A 16183-nucleotide genomic window follows, 5' to 3' on the forward strand; every position below is an offset into this window, starting at 1 on the left:
CGCTGGCTGTGGTGCGGTTTCGTGAGTTGGTTCGAACAGGCTGGGTGCGCGTGGACGCAATCTGCTTTGCGCCTCACCCAAGGCTCGGTTCACCAGTCGATTGAGCGGCCCACTCATGACGCTCTCGCCAATTCTAGATAGGTTTGCCGCCGCTCAGGTCCCATGGAAAGAACGGCCTCTTCTGACCAAGAGAATGCAAGTGCCAGATCAGCGACGTCGCGCATTACGCGGCGCGCTGCGATTTCAAGCTCGAACCAGAAAAAACTGGGGATGTCTAATGCCTCGGACCACTGCGCACCGCACTCGGCGCAGGTTAGTCCCAGCGAAATCTCCGCCGCGTTTACTCGCGCGTCGATCCAAGCCGCCAGCGCCTCTTTGGCAGCTTCGGGCAGGTTGTCCGATCCCAAAAGTCTGCCTTGCAGCGCCGCTGCTGGGTCCGTCGCGTTTGTAACAGCGTCCAGATCGCGGCTTGTTACATCGCGAAGCGCAACGCCCTCCAGCGCTTTGGGCGCCTCTGGTGTTGGCAGATGTAGCATCTGGTCTAGATCAGCCGCAGGCAACTGCAGTTCCAACTGTGCGTCACAATCCGGACAATCGGTAACCAGCCCCAACGACGAGCGAAAAGTCTCTCGGTACAAAGCCAGCAGCGCCCGGTCCCGCTCGGCCAAGGGCATATCCGCGACCTCGGGCCAGCCGCAGCGCTCCAGCACCAGCATCGCGCGCTGATAGGGATAGCGCCGTTGTCCAGCCTCCCACAAATCCAAGATCGCTTTGGCGTCCATTTGGCTTTTCATCTGGCACCCATTTCGTCACCGTGTCACCCCGGGCCCGTTGTGTCGGCTGTTACCCGAACTCGGGTTCCTGCGGTTCCTGCACGTCCGTGTCGCGCAGCCAGCCCTCGTTCTCGAGCTTGATCGATTGGATCGCCACCGCATTGGCATTCGCGTCCAATTCCGGCAGCGCCTGATACTCCGAGACCCAGCAACGAAACACGCGGTAGGCAATCGCAAGCTGTCCGGCCTCGTTGTACATCTCGATCGTGATGTCGCGGCGGAAATTGGCCAGCGACACTTCGGCTCCCAAGCCGGCCTCGACATTCCAAACCCTGTTGGCCCAGGCTTCGAATTCCAGATCATGGGTGACACCGCGTTCCAGCATGATGGCTTCATAGCTTGACCGCCCAGGCGATTTGCGGCTGGTCGAACTGTCGCCTCCGACCCTGTGTTCCACGACCTCGGTGGTGCGTTTAAGCGCGCCGACCTTGCTGATCCCGGCGACAAAACGACCATCCCAGCGCACGCGGAACTTGAAGTTCTTGTAAGGATCGAAACGGGATGGATTAACGTTGAATTCAGGCATGGCGGTCTCCTTTCCGCAGCACTGGCGTTAGGACTGGCTTTGACCGGCCAGCTGTTGGATTTGGATGACAACGAACTCTGCAGGTTTCAGCGGAGCAAAGCCGACATAGATATTGACGATACCCAGATCGATGTCGGCCTGCGTTGTCGTAGAGCTGTCGCACCGCACCAGGTAGGCCTCCTGCGGGGTAGATCCCTGCAGCGCGCCTTGCCGGAACAATTGCTGCATAAAGCTGCCGACGCTTAGCCGGATTTGCGACCACAACGGTTCGTCATTCGGCTCGAACACCACAAATTGCGTCCCGCGATACAAGCTCTCTTCGATGTAAAGGGCCAGTCGGCGGACCGGTACATATTTCCATTCGCTGGCAAAGACGTCGGCACCGACCAAGGTGCGCGATCCCCAACTTACCGTGCCATAAACCGGGAAAGTGCGCAGGCAATTGACGCCCAGCGGGTTTAGCACACCGTTTTCCGGGTCGGTCATGCGATAGTCCAGCGCTTGTACGCCTCGAAGTCGCGCGTCGATACCTGCCGGGGCTTTCCAGACGCCTCGCTCGGAATCGGTGCGTGCCCACAATCCGGCAATAACGCCGGAATTGGGGAACGGTCGCAGCCGCCCTCCCTGTACCGGGTCGCCCATCATCAAACGCGGGAAATAGATCGCTGAGTTGCGATGTTTCAGCCCCGAATTGGCGGCATTATTCACCCATTCGCGGGCGTCTTCGATGTCACGGACGTTCTCATCAAGATCAATCAGGATCATCGAGCGCCGCTCTTCGGCGTAGGTGACGGCAGCGGTGAGAATATCGATCTGAGAAATATCGGGCAGGTTCAGGATGTTGAATAAATCCGCGTCCTCAAGCGCGAAAATTCCGGTCTTGTCATCCTGGTCCCCCAGATACAGGTCGAGACCAGTGACCGTGTTTGGATCAGGCTCTGTCCCGTCGGCACCGGCGCTTACCGCCGATTGTGCCGCAACGAGCGGGGGCGTTCCCATGCGGTAGGTGGCAAGGTTCGTAGTTGCGATGCTCTGATCTATTCCAAGTGGCGTAGCTGCGTCGTTTCCCACACTCCCGACAACGCGAAGGCGCATAGTCGGAGTGTCCGGGCTCGCTCTTAACGTGATGCGATCGTCAGACACCGTTGCCGTGGCGGCGCGAAACGCCGGATGATCCGTTGCGCGCAATTCGGCCTGCAGCATTGCCGCTGCGCCTGACAACGATGCCGGAGCTTCCGGGAACGCATAGTCGCTGGTCTGAGCGACCACTGTATCTGACGCATCCAGAGCTTCGACTTGAAGTTGCAGGTTCGTGTCGAAACCCGGCCCATCGAAATCGGGGCGTCTTTCTCCGACCGTTCCGGTTGGCATTGGACGTGTGTCGGCAAAAATGTCCGCCTCACGTGCGCCGCTGCCCACTGTGAGACGCAATGCGGCAGTGCCGCTGTTGATCGAAGCGGGCACGAACCGGATGGATGTGTTAGTCGCGTTTTGCGCGAGAGTTCCCTCGAGTCGACCATTATTCTCGACCATCGTGAAATCGTTGTTGCCCATGATCGTGCGAATTTCTTCCTGAATATCGCCTGCCGCAGTGGCGACGTCGGCAAGCGGGGCACCTGGATCAAAGAGATTGAATTCCTCCACCGGACCGCCATTGATCTGCACTCCGATGCGGCGCTGATTGTCCTGTAACCCGCTGACGGCGCTGTCGTCGATGGCACCACTGATCAAGGTTGCTGTGCCAGTCGTTGCGGCAATATCATTTGCGATTTCAACCATCCGGGATGCATCATTGACCGCGTCAAACGCATAATTGCTCGAGTCCGGATTCATCGACAAGTTGCGATGAACCTCCGAACGGGCCACTACCAACTGGCCGCCGGCTTCGCGCATCTCGTTGATCGTTAGGTTGAAGGTCGAGTCCGGATTCGACGTGTCGTAATCCACCAACAATTGCAGGTTGTTGCCCCAGGCGCCCTCACTGGCGGCCTGAATCTCAAGCGTCGGGTCTGTGCCCGGACTGTCCGTTGTTACCGAGGCCGCAGTCGCGTCCTCAGCTACACGAACGATCCAGGCGGTCGCGCCGCCATTCAAGAAGAAATGGTTGACCGCGTAGCTCAGTGCGCTCGACGGGTGCAATTCTCCGAAGGTTCGTTCGAAGTCGGCAAAGCTGAAAATCTGCGTCGCCTCATCCGTCGGGCCGCGCCGACTATAGCCGACAAAGGCTGCGACAGAGGTTGGCACACCCGCAATGGCCCGTGAACCGCCAGGAACCTCATCGATGTAGACACCGGGATAGGAAACCGAAACAGGCATTTTCGTCGCTCCTTCAGCTTAGGCCTTGAGGCGGTTTAAGCCCGTATGCGCCAAAGGTGGACGATCAGAATGCGCTTAATAATGCGCCTCGTCGCAGTGGCAAACCGGTAAATACGACGGAGTTAAAGTCTCAAAGCAGGTAACAAGTCTTAACTGCATCAAGTGTCCGCGAGCGTCAGATTCGTGTCAAGGTACTCGCCAGATTTGTGGCATGTGTTGGCCTAGTCGCATTCGCGCGACATGACTATAGCCTCGCACTTGCCCCACAATAGGGAAACAAACCCAGCATTCTGTCATCACAAATGCGGGTTTTTTGCACCAGACATTGCACTCTCTGGCATCCGGTCACCGGGCAAGCAGTGTGGAAGCCCAAAAAGCCCCCATCGTCTCGGCCAGAACCAATTCCGTAGTGGCCGCGAAAGTAAGGGCTTGTACGGAAAGTTGTTGCGTAAACCTATATTCCGGTTCTGGCGTTTTGGTGTGTCTTAACATCGCCTAACCAGATGGGAAAAACGCGCCCTTCTGACTAGAGATGCATTTCCACCCGGACTTCGGGAAATGCCGCAGTGACCGCGCCAATTCCTTTCTCCGGTAAGGCGCACAAAGCCGTGGACAGCCCATCGGCAATGGCCGCGCTGGGGGCTGAGACCGAGACAACATGCGCTGGGCGCACATCACCCGCAGGGTTCAGGATGTGCCCCTGTTCACCGGTTAGCATGAGGCTGCGTGCGTCCGATGTTGCGACCGCGCGGTCCCGCAGTTCGATGGACTTGTGAACGTCTCCTCCGCGCCCGGCCAGTCCGACCTGCCACGCTTGCCCGTCTCCGCGCTGTCCTAGAGCGGCGATTTCTCCCATGTTCACCAGCACGTCCCGCAAGCCATGCGCGGTCAGAAGCGCGCTGATGCGGTCGGTGATGGCGCCCTGTGCAATACCGTTCAGGGTCAGTGCCGACACACCGGGTTGGGGCAGGTGGATCATGTCCGTCCGAACGGTCACTCGAGCCCATCCGACAGAGCGCCGGGCCGCGTCGATTTCCTCTGGGTTCGCACCGGTTACAATCGCGGACCAAAGCGGTTGAATCGAAGGATCGAAGGCCCCGTCTGAGGCTTCATGTATCGCTGTGCACAGGCTGAGAACGTTCAACAGTTCGGGTGCAGGGCCGGACAGGTGGCCGTCGCGGTTCAGGCGGCTGAGTTCGGAATGGGGGCGGTACAGGCTGAAGATGTTTTCCAGCCGGTCCACCTCGGCCTCAACTGCGGCGATGATCGGCGCGGCCTGGGCATCGGTCAGCCCCTCCAGCCGCAAACTGGCCTCGGCCCCCAGCGCAACCCCGCGCCAATGGGCCGCCGGGGCGGGCTTCGCACCGGCTGGAAAGGCGGTGCAGGCGGCAGACATGGTCAGGAACCGACGGCGGGAGAGGGGGGTCATGCGGGGGTCTCCAGTCTCAGTTCCAGATCGACGGGGCCAAGAACCTCGGCCGCGGGAATTTCGGACAGCGGCATCTGCGCGCCGCCGTATTGGGTGATAAAGACATCGGCTGCGGTGGGATCGGCAAAGGGCACAACCTCGGGCGCTCCCATGCCGCCGGCAACGTTGGAGCCGACCACAAAGGTGGCTCCATCCGCCGCGATCCAGTTGGAAATGCCCGGCTGCTGCCAGTTTGGGGCAGCACCCATATCACTGACGTAAACGGCGGTGATTTCGGCATCGCGTTCGGGGCTTTTCAGATAGGCCACCATGTCGCGTACCTGCGCAAAAAACAGCGGTGCGGGATACCCTTCCAGATGGATCTGCCCTTTTGGCCCGCCATGTTCGGCGATGTTCATCTGACAGAAATAGCTGAGCGCGTCCGGGGTCAGATCAACCGGGTCGGGGGCTTCGGCCACTTCTTCCTTGCAGGCCGTCAGAGCGATCAGGGCGATCAGGGCAAGACGTTTCATGGCTCGACCCTCCGGAATGCGAGGCGGGCGAGGGCAAAGCCCAATACCGGCCAGATCAGCAGCGAGGCGGGCGCAGCCCAGACGGGCAGGGCTTGCGCGGCTCCGGTCATGCCGGATGCCATGGCGACGCCTTCGGTTGCGGCGATGTTCCACAAACGGAATGCGTCGGCCGGGTTGGCTACCATCACCCATGGAAAGACGGATTGGGTGAAGGTGCCGCCCTTGTCCATGACGACGGCTCCCAACAAGCCCAGATCATAGAGGACGACAAAAACCAGCCAGAGCCCGGCCGACAGACCTGCCGCCGCCGTAGCGCCCCGTGCCAGGGCGGACAGCAGGTAACCCAGCGCCAGAAACACGGCGCCCAACAGGATGGACGTGAGAATGAGGCGGACCAGAGCCATCAGGCTTTCCGGCCCGGCACCGCCGAAAAAGGCGGCGACTGCACCTGCGGTGCCGAAGCCGACTGTCATGGCGAAAGCCAGCGCGGCCAGATGGGCGGTGAACTTGCCCAGCAGGATTTCTCCGCGCCCGGCTGGGTAGGACAGCAGCAGTGACAGGCTGCCCCGGTCCACGTCTCCGGCGATGGCGTCGAAGGAGATCATCAGCGCCAGCAAAGGCGCGAGATAGACCGACAGGGTGGTCATCGAAGCGACCGAGACGGTCAACATATCGACGCCCAGCGTGCCGGTCGGTGCACTACCTGCGAAGGTCAGCGCCAAAGCGAATAGTACCATGATCAGCGTAGCCACCAGCAGCCAGCGGTTGCGGCGCAGGATCAGCATCTCGGTGCGGGTAATGGCGAGGAAGCGGGTCATTGCATCTCCTCCTGTGCGTAGTGGCGATAAAGGTCTTCCAGCTTGGGCGGGGTCATCTCGACATCTGCCACGGCATCGCCCAACCCGGCGATGTGGCGCAGGGCCTCCATCTTGTCATCGGGGGTGCAGAGCAGTTCTACGGACGCGCCGTTGATCCGGTTGCCGCCCAGTTCGGCGGCCAGCGCATCGGGGTTGGCACTGGCGCGCACTTTCAATCGGATCGGCAGACCGGCCAGCGCGGACAGGTTGCTCAGCGTGTCGTCGGCCACCATCCGGCCTTTGCGCATGATGGCGATGCGGTCGGTGCGGGCCTCGACCTCGGTCAGGGCGTGCGAGGCGATCAGGACGGCGGTACCCTGTGCGGCCAGTTCGTCGATGATGGCATAGAGATCCTGCCGCGAGATTGGGTCAAGGCCCGAGGTTGGTTCGTCCAGCAGTGCCACTTTCGGCTGGCCCAGCAGTACCTGCGCCAAACCCAGACGTTGCCGCATCCCCTTGGAATAAGCCCCGATCCGGCGGTCCAGTGCGTCGCTGAGGCCGACACGATCCAGTAGGCCGAGCACGTCGGCTTTGGTTCCGGAGAGTTTCGCAAACAGGGTCAGTTGCTCGCGCCCGGTCAGGGCTGGATGGAACGAGACCGCCTCGGGCAGATAGGCTGTATCCCGTCGTGCCTGTGCTGTACCGGGGGTGGTGTCACAGATCCGAATGGCTCCGCCCTGGATGGGCGTCAGGCCGAGGATGGATTTGATCAGGGTCGACTTGCCTGCGCCGTTATGGCCCAGAAGCGCAACGCGCTGACCGGGGGCTAGTGACAGGGTGATATCGTCAAGGACGCGGGTTTTCCCTCGGTCCTTGCAGACATGGTCGATAGATAGGGCCTTATCCGTCATGAGGCACCTTTTTCATTGCTTGGGTTTCAGGGGCTTGCATCAATGGGTTGCTGTCCATCACACCGCCCGGCAGCAGCGCCGGGAAGGCCGATTGCGACCAGCGCACCAGTTGCACGGCAGGGGAGCCGAGCAGCAGTTTGGCTGAGGGTTGGGTCCACAGCACATGGTCCATACTGTCATTGGGGCGATAGGGGGCATCGGCGATGCCGTTGCCATCCACATCATAGGCGGCAAAATCGGACCAGTAGTTGCCGCGCCCATCTTCGGACCACTCGACCCATTTGGTCGAGACGTATTTTACTTGTGTCCGGTTGCCGACAAAGGCGTTACCGACGATCCGGTTACGCTCGGAGCCCGCCGTAAAGTGGATGCCGATGCCGCATCCCTGGAACCAGTTGCCGGTGAAGTCGTTCTTGTTCGAATTATAGAGGAAGGTGCATTTTTCCTTGGCGCCTTTCACCACGTTGCCAGAGATGACGCTCTTGTTGGCGTAGTTCAGCATCACGCCATGTTCCCGGTCACCGATCGAGACATTGTCGGTCACGGCCACATTGGTCGAGAACATCACCGCATAGCCCAGATCGTTGCCGATCGAGATATTGTCGCTGACCACCGAGTCATCGGCATACATGTAATGCACCGCAAAGCGCAGATCGCGGAACAGGTTGCCGTTGAAGGTGTTCTTTTTTGACGAGTTCACAAAGATCCCGTCGCGGCCAAAGCGGATGTCGTTGCCTTCGACAACCGCACCCGGCGCGTTCCAGACATAGACGCCATTGCCTCGGTCATTCATCCGGCGGTCCTGCCGCCCTTCGATCCGGTTGCCGCGTACGATGCTGTCCTTGGCGCCGTGAATGTCGATGCCATAGAGATTGCCCAGCAGCACGTTATCCTCGACCACCGGCGCTTTGGCCGTTTTGGTCAGTTGGATACCACTGTCGATCCCGTCATGGCTTGAGCCCGAACCGATCACGGTTAAGCCGCGCACGGTCACGCCGGGCCCGGTCACGGTGATGACACTGCCTGCGCCTTGACCGTCGATGGTGGCCTGTCCCAGCCCGTCAAGGGTAACGGGCCGGTCCAGAATTAGTTGTTCGGTATAGGTACCGGGGCTCAGGTGGAGGGTGTCTCCATCCGCCGCCTGAGCCAGTATTTCAGTGATGGCCCCCGCCCGGTTGGGCACGTCCCAGTCCGCCGCCCAAAGGGGCGAGCCAAGCAGGAGCGGTATGAGCAGGGGCCAACGCATGGGTTACGCTCCTGCCGGTTCAACCAACATCCGGCCGCGCATTTCCATGTGCAGCGCGTGGCAGAACCACTGGCAATAGAACCAGTGCACGCCCGGACGGTCAGCAGTGAAGGTGATCGACGCGGTTGCCATTGGTCCGATCTCGAAGGCGATGCCGTAGTTACCCAGGCAGAAGCCGTGGGTCACGTCGTCCACGTCATCCAGGTTGGTGACGTAGATTGTTACCTCGTCGCCCTGTTTGACGGTGAACTTCTCAAGGCTGAAGGTCGGTGCCTGCGAGGTCATGTAGACCCGCACCTTGTTGCCATCCCGGATCGGTTCTTCGGCGCCTTCTTCCAGATCGATGCCATCGGCTTCGGCCTGTTTGCGGGCATCTTCCCAAGTCACATCGTTGCGGTCCCAAACGTTGACCGGGTTGACGATGTCGCTGCGAACGATGATCGAGTCATGCGGTTCGGCAAAGGTCGGCCCATCATGAACCACCTTCATCTCGTCGGACGAGATGTCGATCAACTGCTCGTTCTCGGGCTTCAACGGTCCTGTGTTCAGGAACCGGTCTTTCGAGAACTTGTTCATCGAAATCAGCCACTTGCCGTCGGCATCTTTGGTTTCACCCATGGAGGTCGAGTTGTGGCCCGGCTGATAATGCACGTCCACTTTCGAGATGATCGGATCCACATCCTCACCCGCATAGGCGCGGATGGCCTTATCCATGTTCCACTTCACAACCTGGCTGTCCAGGAACAGCGTGGTGAACGCGTTGCCCTGACCATCATAGGCGGTGTGAAGCGGGCCAAGACCCAGCTGCGGCTCACCCACGATGCACGACCGCGGATCGGCATCGCTTTCGAACAGGGCGTCCAGCTTGGTCACGTCCATGATCGAAACGGTCGGCGACAGCTTGCCGTTGATGCAGACGTGTTTACCGTCCGGTGCGGTGTTGATGCCGTGCGGCGAGTTCGGGATCGGGATGTAGCGGGTGTACTTCTTGTTCGATCCCTTGCGGCCGTCCAGAACTTTGACGCCCTTCAGTTCCTGATAGTCGCCAGCTTCGATACCCGCTTCGATTTCAGCAAGGTTGAAGACAACGACGTGGTCCAGCTCATTCTCGGTCATCTCGGCCAGGTTCACACCCATTTCCGAGTTGTACGAGGTCGAGTAGGCGTATTTGCCCTGATAGTCGCAGTCGGTGTTGTCGAGGTTGCCCGACACCATCACCTGCCATGCGACCTCCATCGTGTCACCGTCCAGCGCGGTGAAGATGTTCACGTATTGCGACGGATCGTCCAGCACGCTGCCGTCATTGACCAGCGGTGTTTCATCTTCGCCATTGGCAAAGACATAACCGGTGCGCGGGAATTTCTGCGGACGCAGACCGTGGATCGCCTTGGCGTTGGGGATCTCGGTGATCTTGTCGCACTTCATCACGTCGCAGCGCACGCGAGCAACGCGGGTGTTGGCCTTGTCGTTCATGAACAGATAGCGGCCGTCATAGGTGCCGTCTGTGAACGACATATGCGGGTGGTGCAGGTCGCCGTTGTCATAGGTTTTCATGCCACGCTTGGCGAGGAATTCCTTGGTTTCCGGCAACAGACCGTCGGTCATGATTTTCAGCGACTCGTTGGTCTGACCCCAACCGGTGGCCGAGCAACGGTTGAACACCGGCACCCGCATCAGTTCGCGCATGGACGGGAAGCCCAGAATGCGCAGCTCGCCGGTCTGACCCGAGGACCAGAAGCCGTAATACTCGTCCAACTCACCGGGTTCGAGGTTGTACTTGGCCGCAGCGCTGGCTTCGCGGGCGGTCATCAGGGTCGAGCCCAGACCGGTCCCGGCCAGTACGGCACCGGTGGCGGTGGCCCCCAGCATCCCGCGGCGTGTGATGTTCAGTTTGTTTTCGTTGTCCGACATGATCGTCCCTCCTTTTTAGGAAACGGTTTGCGGTTTGGCGTTCGGATGGTTCGCCGGTGGTTGTCCGAGGGGGGTCTTAGGGCTGACCGACCCTGTCTTGGCCCGCCGCTTCAGCTGGCGGATAACGACGGGACATTTGTCCTCGGACTGGTAGAGCACCTGACAATGCAGGCAGGTGACGCACTCGTTCGGGTTGATCTCACCGGTGGGGTGGATGGCCTGAACGGGGCATTCGTTGGCGCAGGTCTGACAGGGGGTGCCGCAATCCTTGTAGCGGCGCAGCCAGTCAAACATGCGGATACGGGCAGGGATCGCCAGCGCTCCGCCCAGCGGGCAGAGGTAGCGGCAGTAGAACCGTTCGATGAACAGCCCGATCCCCAGCAGCAGCAGTGCAAAGACCACAAACGGCCAGTCGCGCACGAATTTCAGGATGATCGCGGTCTTGAACGGCTCGATCTCGGCGTATTTTTCGGCCAGCGGGATCGAGACAAAGCTGATGCCGAAGAGCACGAGGAAGATCATGTATTTCGCAGGCCAAAGCCGTTCGTTCAGACCCCAGGGCAGGGTCCATTGCGGCACCTTCAGCGCGCGCGCGATCTTGTTGGTCAGTTCCTGCAGGGCGCCGAACGGGCACAGCCAGCCGCAATAGGCTCCTCGACCCCAGAACAGCAGGGCGGCGGCGACTGCGAACCACTGAATGAAGACCAGCGGATCCAGCAGGAAGGCGTCCCAGGAGAACCCGGTGCGCAGGCTGCCTGCCAACGCCATTAGGTTCACAACGCTTAGCTGTGCATTGGCGTACCAGCCGATGAAGAACAGGGTCATGGTCAGGTAGCCGATGCGGAACCAGTAGAAGACCCGCGCATTCATCGTTGCGTGGAACTGGAAGAAGAAGGTGGTCGTTAGCACCAGCAGCATGACGCCCAGAACGCCGATCTCAACGGTGCGATCTTTCCAGATACGCTGCCAAAGGGCGGCCTTGGCGGCGGCTTCACCGGTGGCGTCATCGACGACCACAGGGGCTGCGACGGGCAACAGATACTGCTCCGGCAGCTTGTAGCCCAGATCGAAGGTCAGGAAGGTTTTCTCGACCGCGCCCACGGCCCGTTGCACCAGCAGTTGCAGGCGGAACGGCTCGGTCGGGTCGAATTCTGCGTCAGCGGGGATCTTGAAGATGTCCAATTCGGTAAAGCTGGGCGCATCAGATGCTGCGACCCGCCCCAGACGGCGCTGTTGCTTGTCGAAAAAGCGTACCGAGCTGTCGCCTTGGATCAGTTGGATGCGGTCGAAAATACCGCCCCGCACATAGCCTGAGCCCTTAAAGCTGTAAGCCCCGCGCCCCAGAACCAGAATGGCCTGTTCGCCTTCGTCCAGCCATTTGGTCAGGTTCTGGTACTCGGCCTCACCCAGCAGGGATTTCCCGATCGATGGCACCGACACAAGCGCCACGTGCATGTCGATAAAGGTGTCGTCTGGCTCGCCCCGCTCGGGGCGTTTGATGGCACGCTGATCGCCGGTTGCCTCAAACGCGGCGTTGACTTGACCCACATCCAGCGTCAGTCGCCGTATCGAACCGTCACCCGAGAGGGTGGTCCAATCGTAGACCGCATTCTTGGCCATATCGACTTCGCGTTTCGGACCGTCAGCCTGCAGCGGGGACAACCCGCCCAGACCCAGAGCGCGGGACACTTTAATGCCGCCGCGCACAAGGCTGTCGTCGATCACCATGATTGTGACCGTCGCGCCCGAGATGATGTCGAGGTCATGCCCCTCGCCACCCGTTGCGGCCTCGTGTTTGAGGTCCAGGCCGGTGTAGCCTTCGGTCAGTTCGACCATGCGGGAGTTAGGGATGCCGATCAGAACGATGGGTTCCGAGTGTTTGACCAGTTTCACCCCGGTCAGAACCGCATCGTTGTCGATGGCGGCAACCACGTGGATGGGCTTGCCGGAATAGCCGGTGGTGCCCACGAAATCGGATGTCAGAAAGGCCCAGGCGACGGTCTCGCCGCCCTTCAACACCGGGGCAACGGGCACGTCATCGCGTACCGGGCCAAAGGCATCGGCACCGGGGGCCAGATCGGCGGGCTCGATTTCAGGCAGGAAGCTGGCGAGGCTGTCTGCATGGGCGCTGATCGCCATCAGGCAGGACAAGGTAAAGGCCAGCAGGAAATGGATTGCGCGACTTACGACCACAGCGCACCTCCGATTAATTGGGTGGACGCCATGGACGCGCGCAGAGCGCGTTCAGTTATTTCTTGGGCCGCGCGCGGGGGGCCCCGGGTTTCGGGCCACAGGCGTTTTACGCTGGTGACATTGACCAGATCGCGGGTTTCGCAATGTGCGGCGTGAACAAGACCGTCCCGTTGCAACACGGGCAGCTCCGGCACCGGGGCCGCTGAGGTGACGGCGCACAGGGCGCAGTCGGCGCATTTCGGACAGGGCGCGGTTGGGTTCGTGGTGTCCTCTTCAAGGTCCACCTGAACCCAGACCGCCCCTGCCTCCGAGCAGATCTCCACCCACATGCTTTCCCCGGGACTCGCCAGCGCCGGGCCAAGCAGCTGCAACAGCAGAAGGAAGATGCCCGCCACAGCACAAGCCGCGCGGGACGCGCAAACAGCTGACATGTGCAGAGGGTTGAGGGCGGGCATGGAGAATCCAACTCGGCAATCTTTCCTGAGTCGTATTGGATTCTCTCTGGGCGATACTTGACTTCGGTTAGGCCGTTGGGAAATTCAATCTACCCGTCGGCTTCATCCATAAGCCCGCGCACCCAGCGCCCGGCCAACCAGGATGCCGGCACGCCCAGAGGTATCGACCACAGGATCGCCGTGACCGGCTCTATTATGCCAAAACCGGCGCTGTTTGCGATCAGACCTGCCAGAAACAGGTTGATGGCCACGGTCAGCGCCGTGGCCGGATAAAGCAGAATGGCCAGTTTCCAGACCGGCCATTTGCCTTCAGTGGCTGGTGCCTTCTGAGAATGTGATTTTGTTCCAGACATTGTACTTCCCAGATGGTTTGCGCATTGGCAGGCGGCGGACCTCCTCCAGCGTTTGCGCATCATAGACGATCACGGCACCGTCATCTTCCCAGATCGAAACCAGCGCATGGCTGCCGTCTTTGGTGAACTCCACGTGGGCGACGGTCTTGCCGGGGGCAGGGCGCAGAGTCTTAACGATCTCAAGACTTTGCTTGTCGATCACATGCATCGCATCCTTGTTCGGCCCAAAGAACACATCGGCCCAAACGTAAGGCGAATTCTCGTGGCTGCGCATGAAGAACCCCGGTCCTTCGGTCTTGATCCGCTTGACGGTTTCCCAGGTTTCCATGTCGATCACCGACACAGTACCATCTGTCAGGTGCGGCGTGGCCATCACGGTGGTATCGCCATGTTGCCACGTGATGCCCGAGCCCAGATGTGGCATCCCCGGCAGGTCCAGATCGGCCACTTTCTGACCGATGACCAGATCGATCACCTGACCACCCTTGCCATCGCGCGATGCGCCCATGACGTATTCATAGCTTTGGTCGAAAAAGAAATCGTCCAGATAGTCGGGCGTGGTGATCTTGCGTACCGGGAAAGGGTCGGGGTTCTTGAACTGGCCCTCAATACGGAAATCGTGGCCCAAACCTGATTGCGGTGGGTTGGCGCCGTAGAAGACCTCCCAAATCTCGGGCACGTCTTTCAGCGCCAGAACAAAGCTTTCGCGCGGCGGAGCCTGATACACGGCCGAGACACGGCTGGGGACGCCCTTCTTGCTCTTAACTTCGACGACTTTGGCAACCGACAGGTCCTCGGTCGACAGCAGGGTCAGGCTGTTGGGCAGGTAATTGGCCACGGCCACCCATTTGCCATCGCCCGACATGGCAATGTTGCGGCTGTTCAGGCCCGCGCGCACGCGGCCAACCTGTTTCAGCGCCCAGATGTCGTACTTCTGCACCCAGCCATCGCGGGACATGATGAACACATAGCGGCCATCGGGGCTAAATTTTGGGCCGCCATGGACGGCAAAGGGGGTCTCGAACCGGTCCAGGACCTCGAACGTGTCACCGTCCAGCACGCTGACATGATGATCGCCGGTCTCAACTGCCAACGTGATGTTCATCGGGTCGCTATCCCAGGCGGGCGCATCGACCGGGCTGTAATCTTCATCCAGAGTACGGCTAGCCATGATATCGGCCTCGCCCCATTCGGGGTCGGTTTCCAGCGGGGATTTCAGCCACCCGGCCAGTTCCTCGATCTGTAGGGCATCCAGTTCATGCGAGAAGGCAGGCATCTGTGTGGCCGTGCGCCCTTCGGCGATCACGGCGGCCACACGCGGGCCGCGCATCCGTTTCAGCGTTTCGGGGATCAGCGCGGGGCCAACCCCGCCCAGACGGTTTTCGCCGTGGCAGGATGCGCAGTGTTCGGCATAATCGGCTGGGGCGTCGGCCCATGCAGTACCTACCAGCAGCAGCGAGCAGAATGTACCGATTTTCAGAGTGTTAAAAGAACTGATGCGCGGGGTCATGGCTTTTCCCTCGGAACGGCGTGACCTGCAGACGCTCGCCCGCATCCTCGACGCCGATTTCTTGATTTGTCAGATAACAGGCCGGATCTTCGGCCCAGGGATCGCCGGTCAGTTGCAACGCTCGAATACGGGTGTTGCCGCCGCAGACGTCCTTGAGATGACAAGCGCCGCAGCGCCCCTTCAGCGGGCGCGGGCGGGTGCGTAGCATGGCAAGCATCGGATCATCGCTGGTCCAAAGCTCGGAAAACGGTTTGGTCTTCACATTGCCAACCGTGTAGTCGGACCAATAGGTGTCGGGATGGACCCGACCCAGATTGTCGATGTTCGCAACGCCCAATCCGCTGGAATTGCCGCCCCAAGCGGCCAGATGATCACGGACATGGGCGGCTTTGTTGGCATCGAAGCGCGAACGGACCCAGTTCAGGAAATACCCCGCATCAGCGTCGTTGTTGCCGGTCACGATATCCAACGGACGCCCGCCCGAAGCCGCCTCCCACGCGCGATCCAGCAGCAGATCCAGCCCGTTGCGCGTACGCAGATGTTCGGCATCCTCGCCTCGGTTCTTGTCGCCGCGGCCAGCGTAGACAAGGTGAGACAGATAAAATTTGTCGACGCCCTCATCATCGCACAATTGCAGCAGGTCGGGCAGGTGGTGCTGCGTGCCCTCGGTCAGGCAGAACCGCAGGCCCACCTTGATGCCGCGCTTCTTGCATTCGCGCACGCCGCGCAGGGCGTCGGCAAAGGCGCCTTCAACACCACGGAACCAGTCATTCGTAGCTCCGATCCCATCCAGCGAGATGCCAACATAGTTGAATCCCACATCGGCGATCATATCGGCGGTTTCGTCGTATATCCGTGTGCCATTGGTCGACAGCGCCAGCATCGGCACCAGTTCACGCGCGCGCTTGGCAATATCAAAGAAATCAAACCGGTCCAGCGGCTCCCCACCCGAGAGGATCAGGGCAGGAACGCGAAACTGGCCCAGATCCTCAAGGGTTACCATGGCTTGCTCGTGGTTGAGCTCACCGGGGAACGCCACATCCGCCGAGACGGTGTAGCAATGGCGGCATTTCAGATTGCAGCGACGCGTCAGGTTCCAGATCACCACCGGTTTCACTGGCCCGGGGCGGCGTTTGCGCACCGGGGTCGGAGTGACGAGTTGATGCATGTATTCGGTCAGGCGGAACATGT

General features: G+C 60.4%; 14 protein-coding genes. All 14 read right to left on the reverse strand.

What is annotated here, in order from left to right; translation table 11 throughout:
- Positions 1–113: 113 nt before the first annotated feature.
- Positions 114–794 (reverse strand): hypothetical protein, encoded by a 681-nt coding sequence (locus ACR0ER_RS10750; RefSeq protein WP_480768918.1) that lies wholly within the window; start codon positions 792–794, stop codon positions 114–116.
- A 49-nt stretch (positions 795–843) separates the two neighbouring features.
- Positions 844–1359, reverse strand: a complete 516-nt coding sequence (locus tag ACR0ER_RS10755) for a phage tail protein (RefSeq protein ID WP_170332420.1) — start codon at positions 1357–1359, stop codon at positions 844–846.
- A gap of 27 nt (positions 1360–1386) precedes the next feature.
- Positions 1387–3675: a phage tail sheath family protein gene (locus tag ACR0ER_RS10760; protein WP_480768919.1), complete on the reverse strand. Its 2289-nt coding sequence runs from the start codon at positions 3673–3675 to the stop codon at positions 1387–1389.
- A gap of 526 nt (positions 3676–4201) precedes the next feature.
- On the reverse strand, positions 4202–5104 hold the full coding sequence (locus ACR0ER_RS10765) for an FAD:protein FMN transferase (RefSeq protein WP_480768920.1): 903 nt from the start codon (positions 5102–5104) through the stop codon (positions 4202–4204).
- Positions 5101–5616, reverse strand: a complete 516-nt coding sequence (locus ACR0ER_RS10770) for a nitrous oxide reductase accessory protein NosL (RefSeq protein WP_480768921.1) — start codon at positions 5614–5616, stop codon at positions 5101–5103. The genes ACR0ER_RS10765 and ACR0ER_RS10770 overlap by 4 nt, the downstream gene beginning before the upstream one ends.
- On the reverse strand, positions 5613–6434 hold the full coding sequence (locus ACR0ER_RS10775; RefSeq protein WP_170381871.1) for an ABC transporter permease: 822 nt from the start codon (positions 6432–6434) through the stop codon (positions 5613–5615). Before ACR0ER_RS10775 ends, ACR0ER_RS10770 begins: the two co-directional genes overlap by 4 nt.
- Positions 6431–7324 (reverse strand): ABC transporter ATP-binding protein, encoded by an 894-nt coding sequence (locus ACR0ER_RS10780; protein ID WP_480768922.1) that lies wholly within the window; start codon positions 7322–7324, stop codon positions 6431–6433. The genes ACR0ER_RS10775 and ACR0ER_RS10780 overlap by 4 nt, the downstream gene beginning before the upstream one ends.
- Positions 7314–8570, reverse strand: coding sequence for a nitrous oxide reductase family maturation protein NosD (locus ACR0ER_RS10785; protein WP_480768923.1), 1257 nt, complete (start codon positions 8568–8570; stop codon positions 7314–7316). The genes ACR0ER_RS10780 and ACR0ER_RS10785 overlap by 11 nt, the downstream gene beginning before the upstream one ends.
- Positions 8571–8573: 3 nt before the next feature.
- On the reverse strand, positions 8574–10481 hold the full coding sequence (nosZ, locus tag ACR0ER_RS10790; protein WP_480768924.1) for a TAT-dependent nitrous-oxide reductase: 1908 nt from the start codon (positions 10479–10481) through the stop codon (positions 8574–8576).
- A gap of 15 nt (positions 10482–10496) precedes the next feature.
- A complete protein-coding gene (locus ACR0ER_RS10795; RefSeq protein WP_480769090.1) occupies positions 10497–12620 on the reverse strand; it encodes a 4Fe-4S binding protein in 2124 nt (707 codons plus the stop codon).
- Between the two features lie 44 nt (positions 12621–12664).
- On the reverse strand, positions 12665–13129 hold the full coding sequence (locus tag ACR0ER_RS10800) for a DUF2946 family protein (protein ID WP_480768925.1): 465 nt from the start codon (positions 13127–13129) through the stop codon (positions 12665–12667).
- Positions 13130–13218: 89 nt separating this feature from the next.
- On the reverse strand, positions 13219–13482 hold the full coding sequence (locus tag ACR0ER_RS10805) for a hypothetical protein (RefSeq protein ID WP_480768926.1): 264 nt from the start codon (positions 13480–13482) through the stop codon (positions 13219–13221).
- A complete protein-coding gene (locus ACR0ER_RS10810) occupies positions 13439–14992 on the reverse strand; it encodes a cytochrome D1 domain-containing protein (RefSeq protein WP_480768927.1) in 1554 nt (517 codons plus the stop codon). Before ACR0ER_RS10810 ends, ACR0ER_RS10805 begins: the two co-directional genes overlap by 44 nt.
- A complete protein-coding gene (nirJ, locus tag ACR0ER_RS10815) occupies positions 14967–16181 on the reverse strand; it encodes a heme d1 biosynthesis radical SAM protein NirJ (RefSeq protein ID WP_480768928.1) in 1215 nt (404 codons plus the stop codon). Before nirJ ends, ACR0ER_RS10810 begins: the two co-directional genes overlap by 26 nt.
- Positions 16182–16183 lie beyond the last annotated feature (2 nt).

Source organism: Ruegeria sp. CH8, assembly GCF_056536985.1.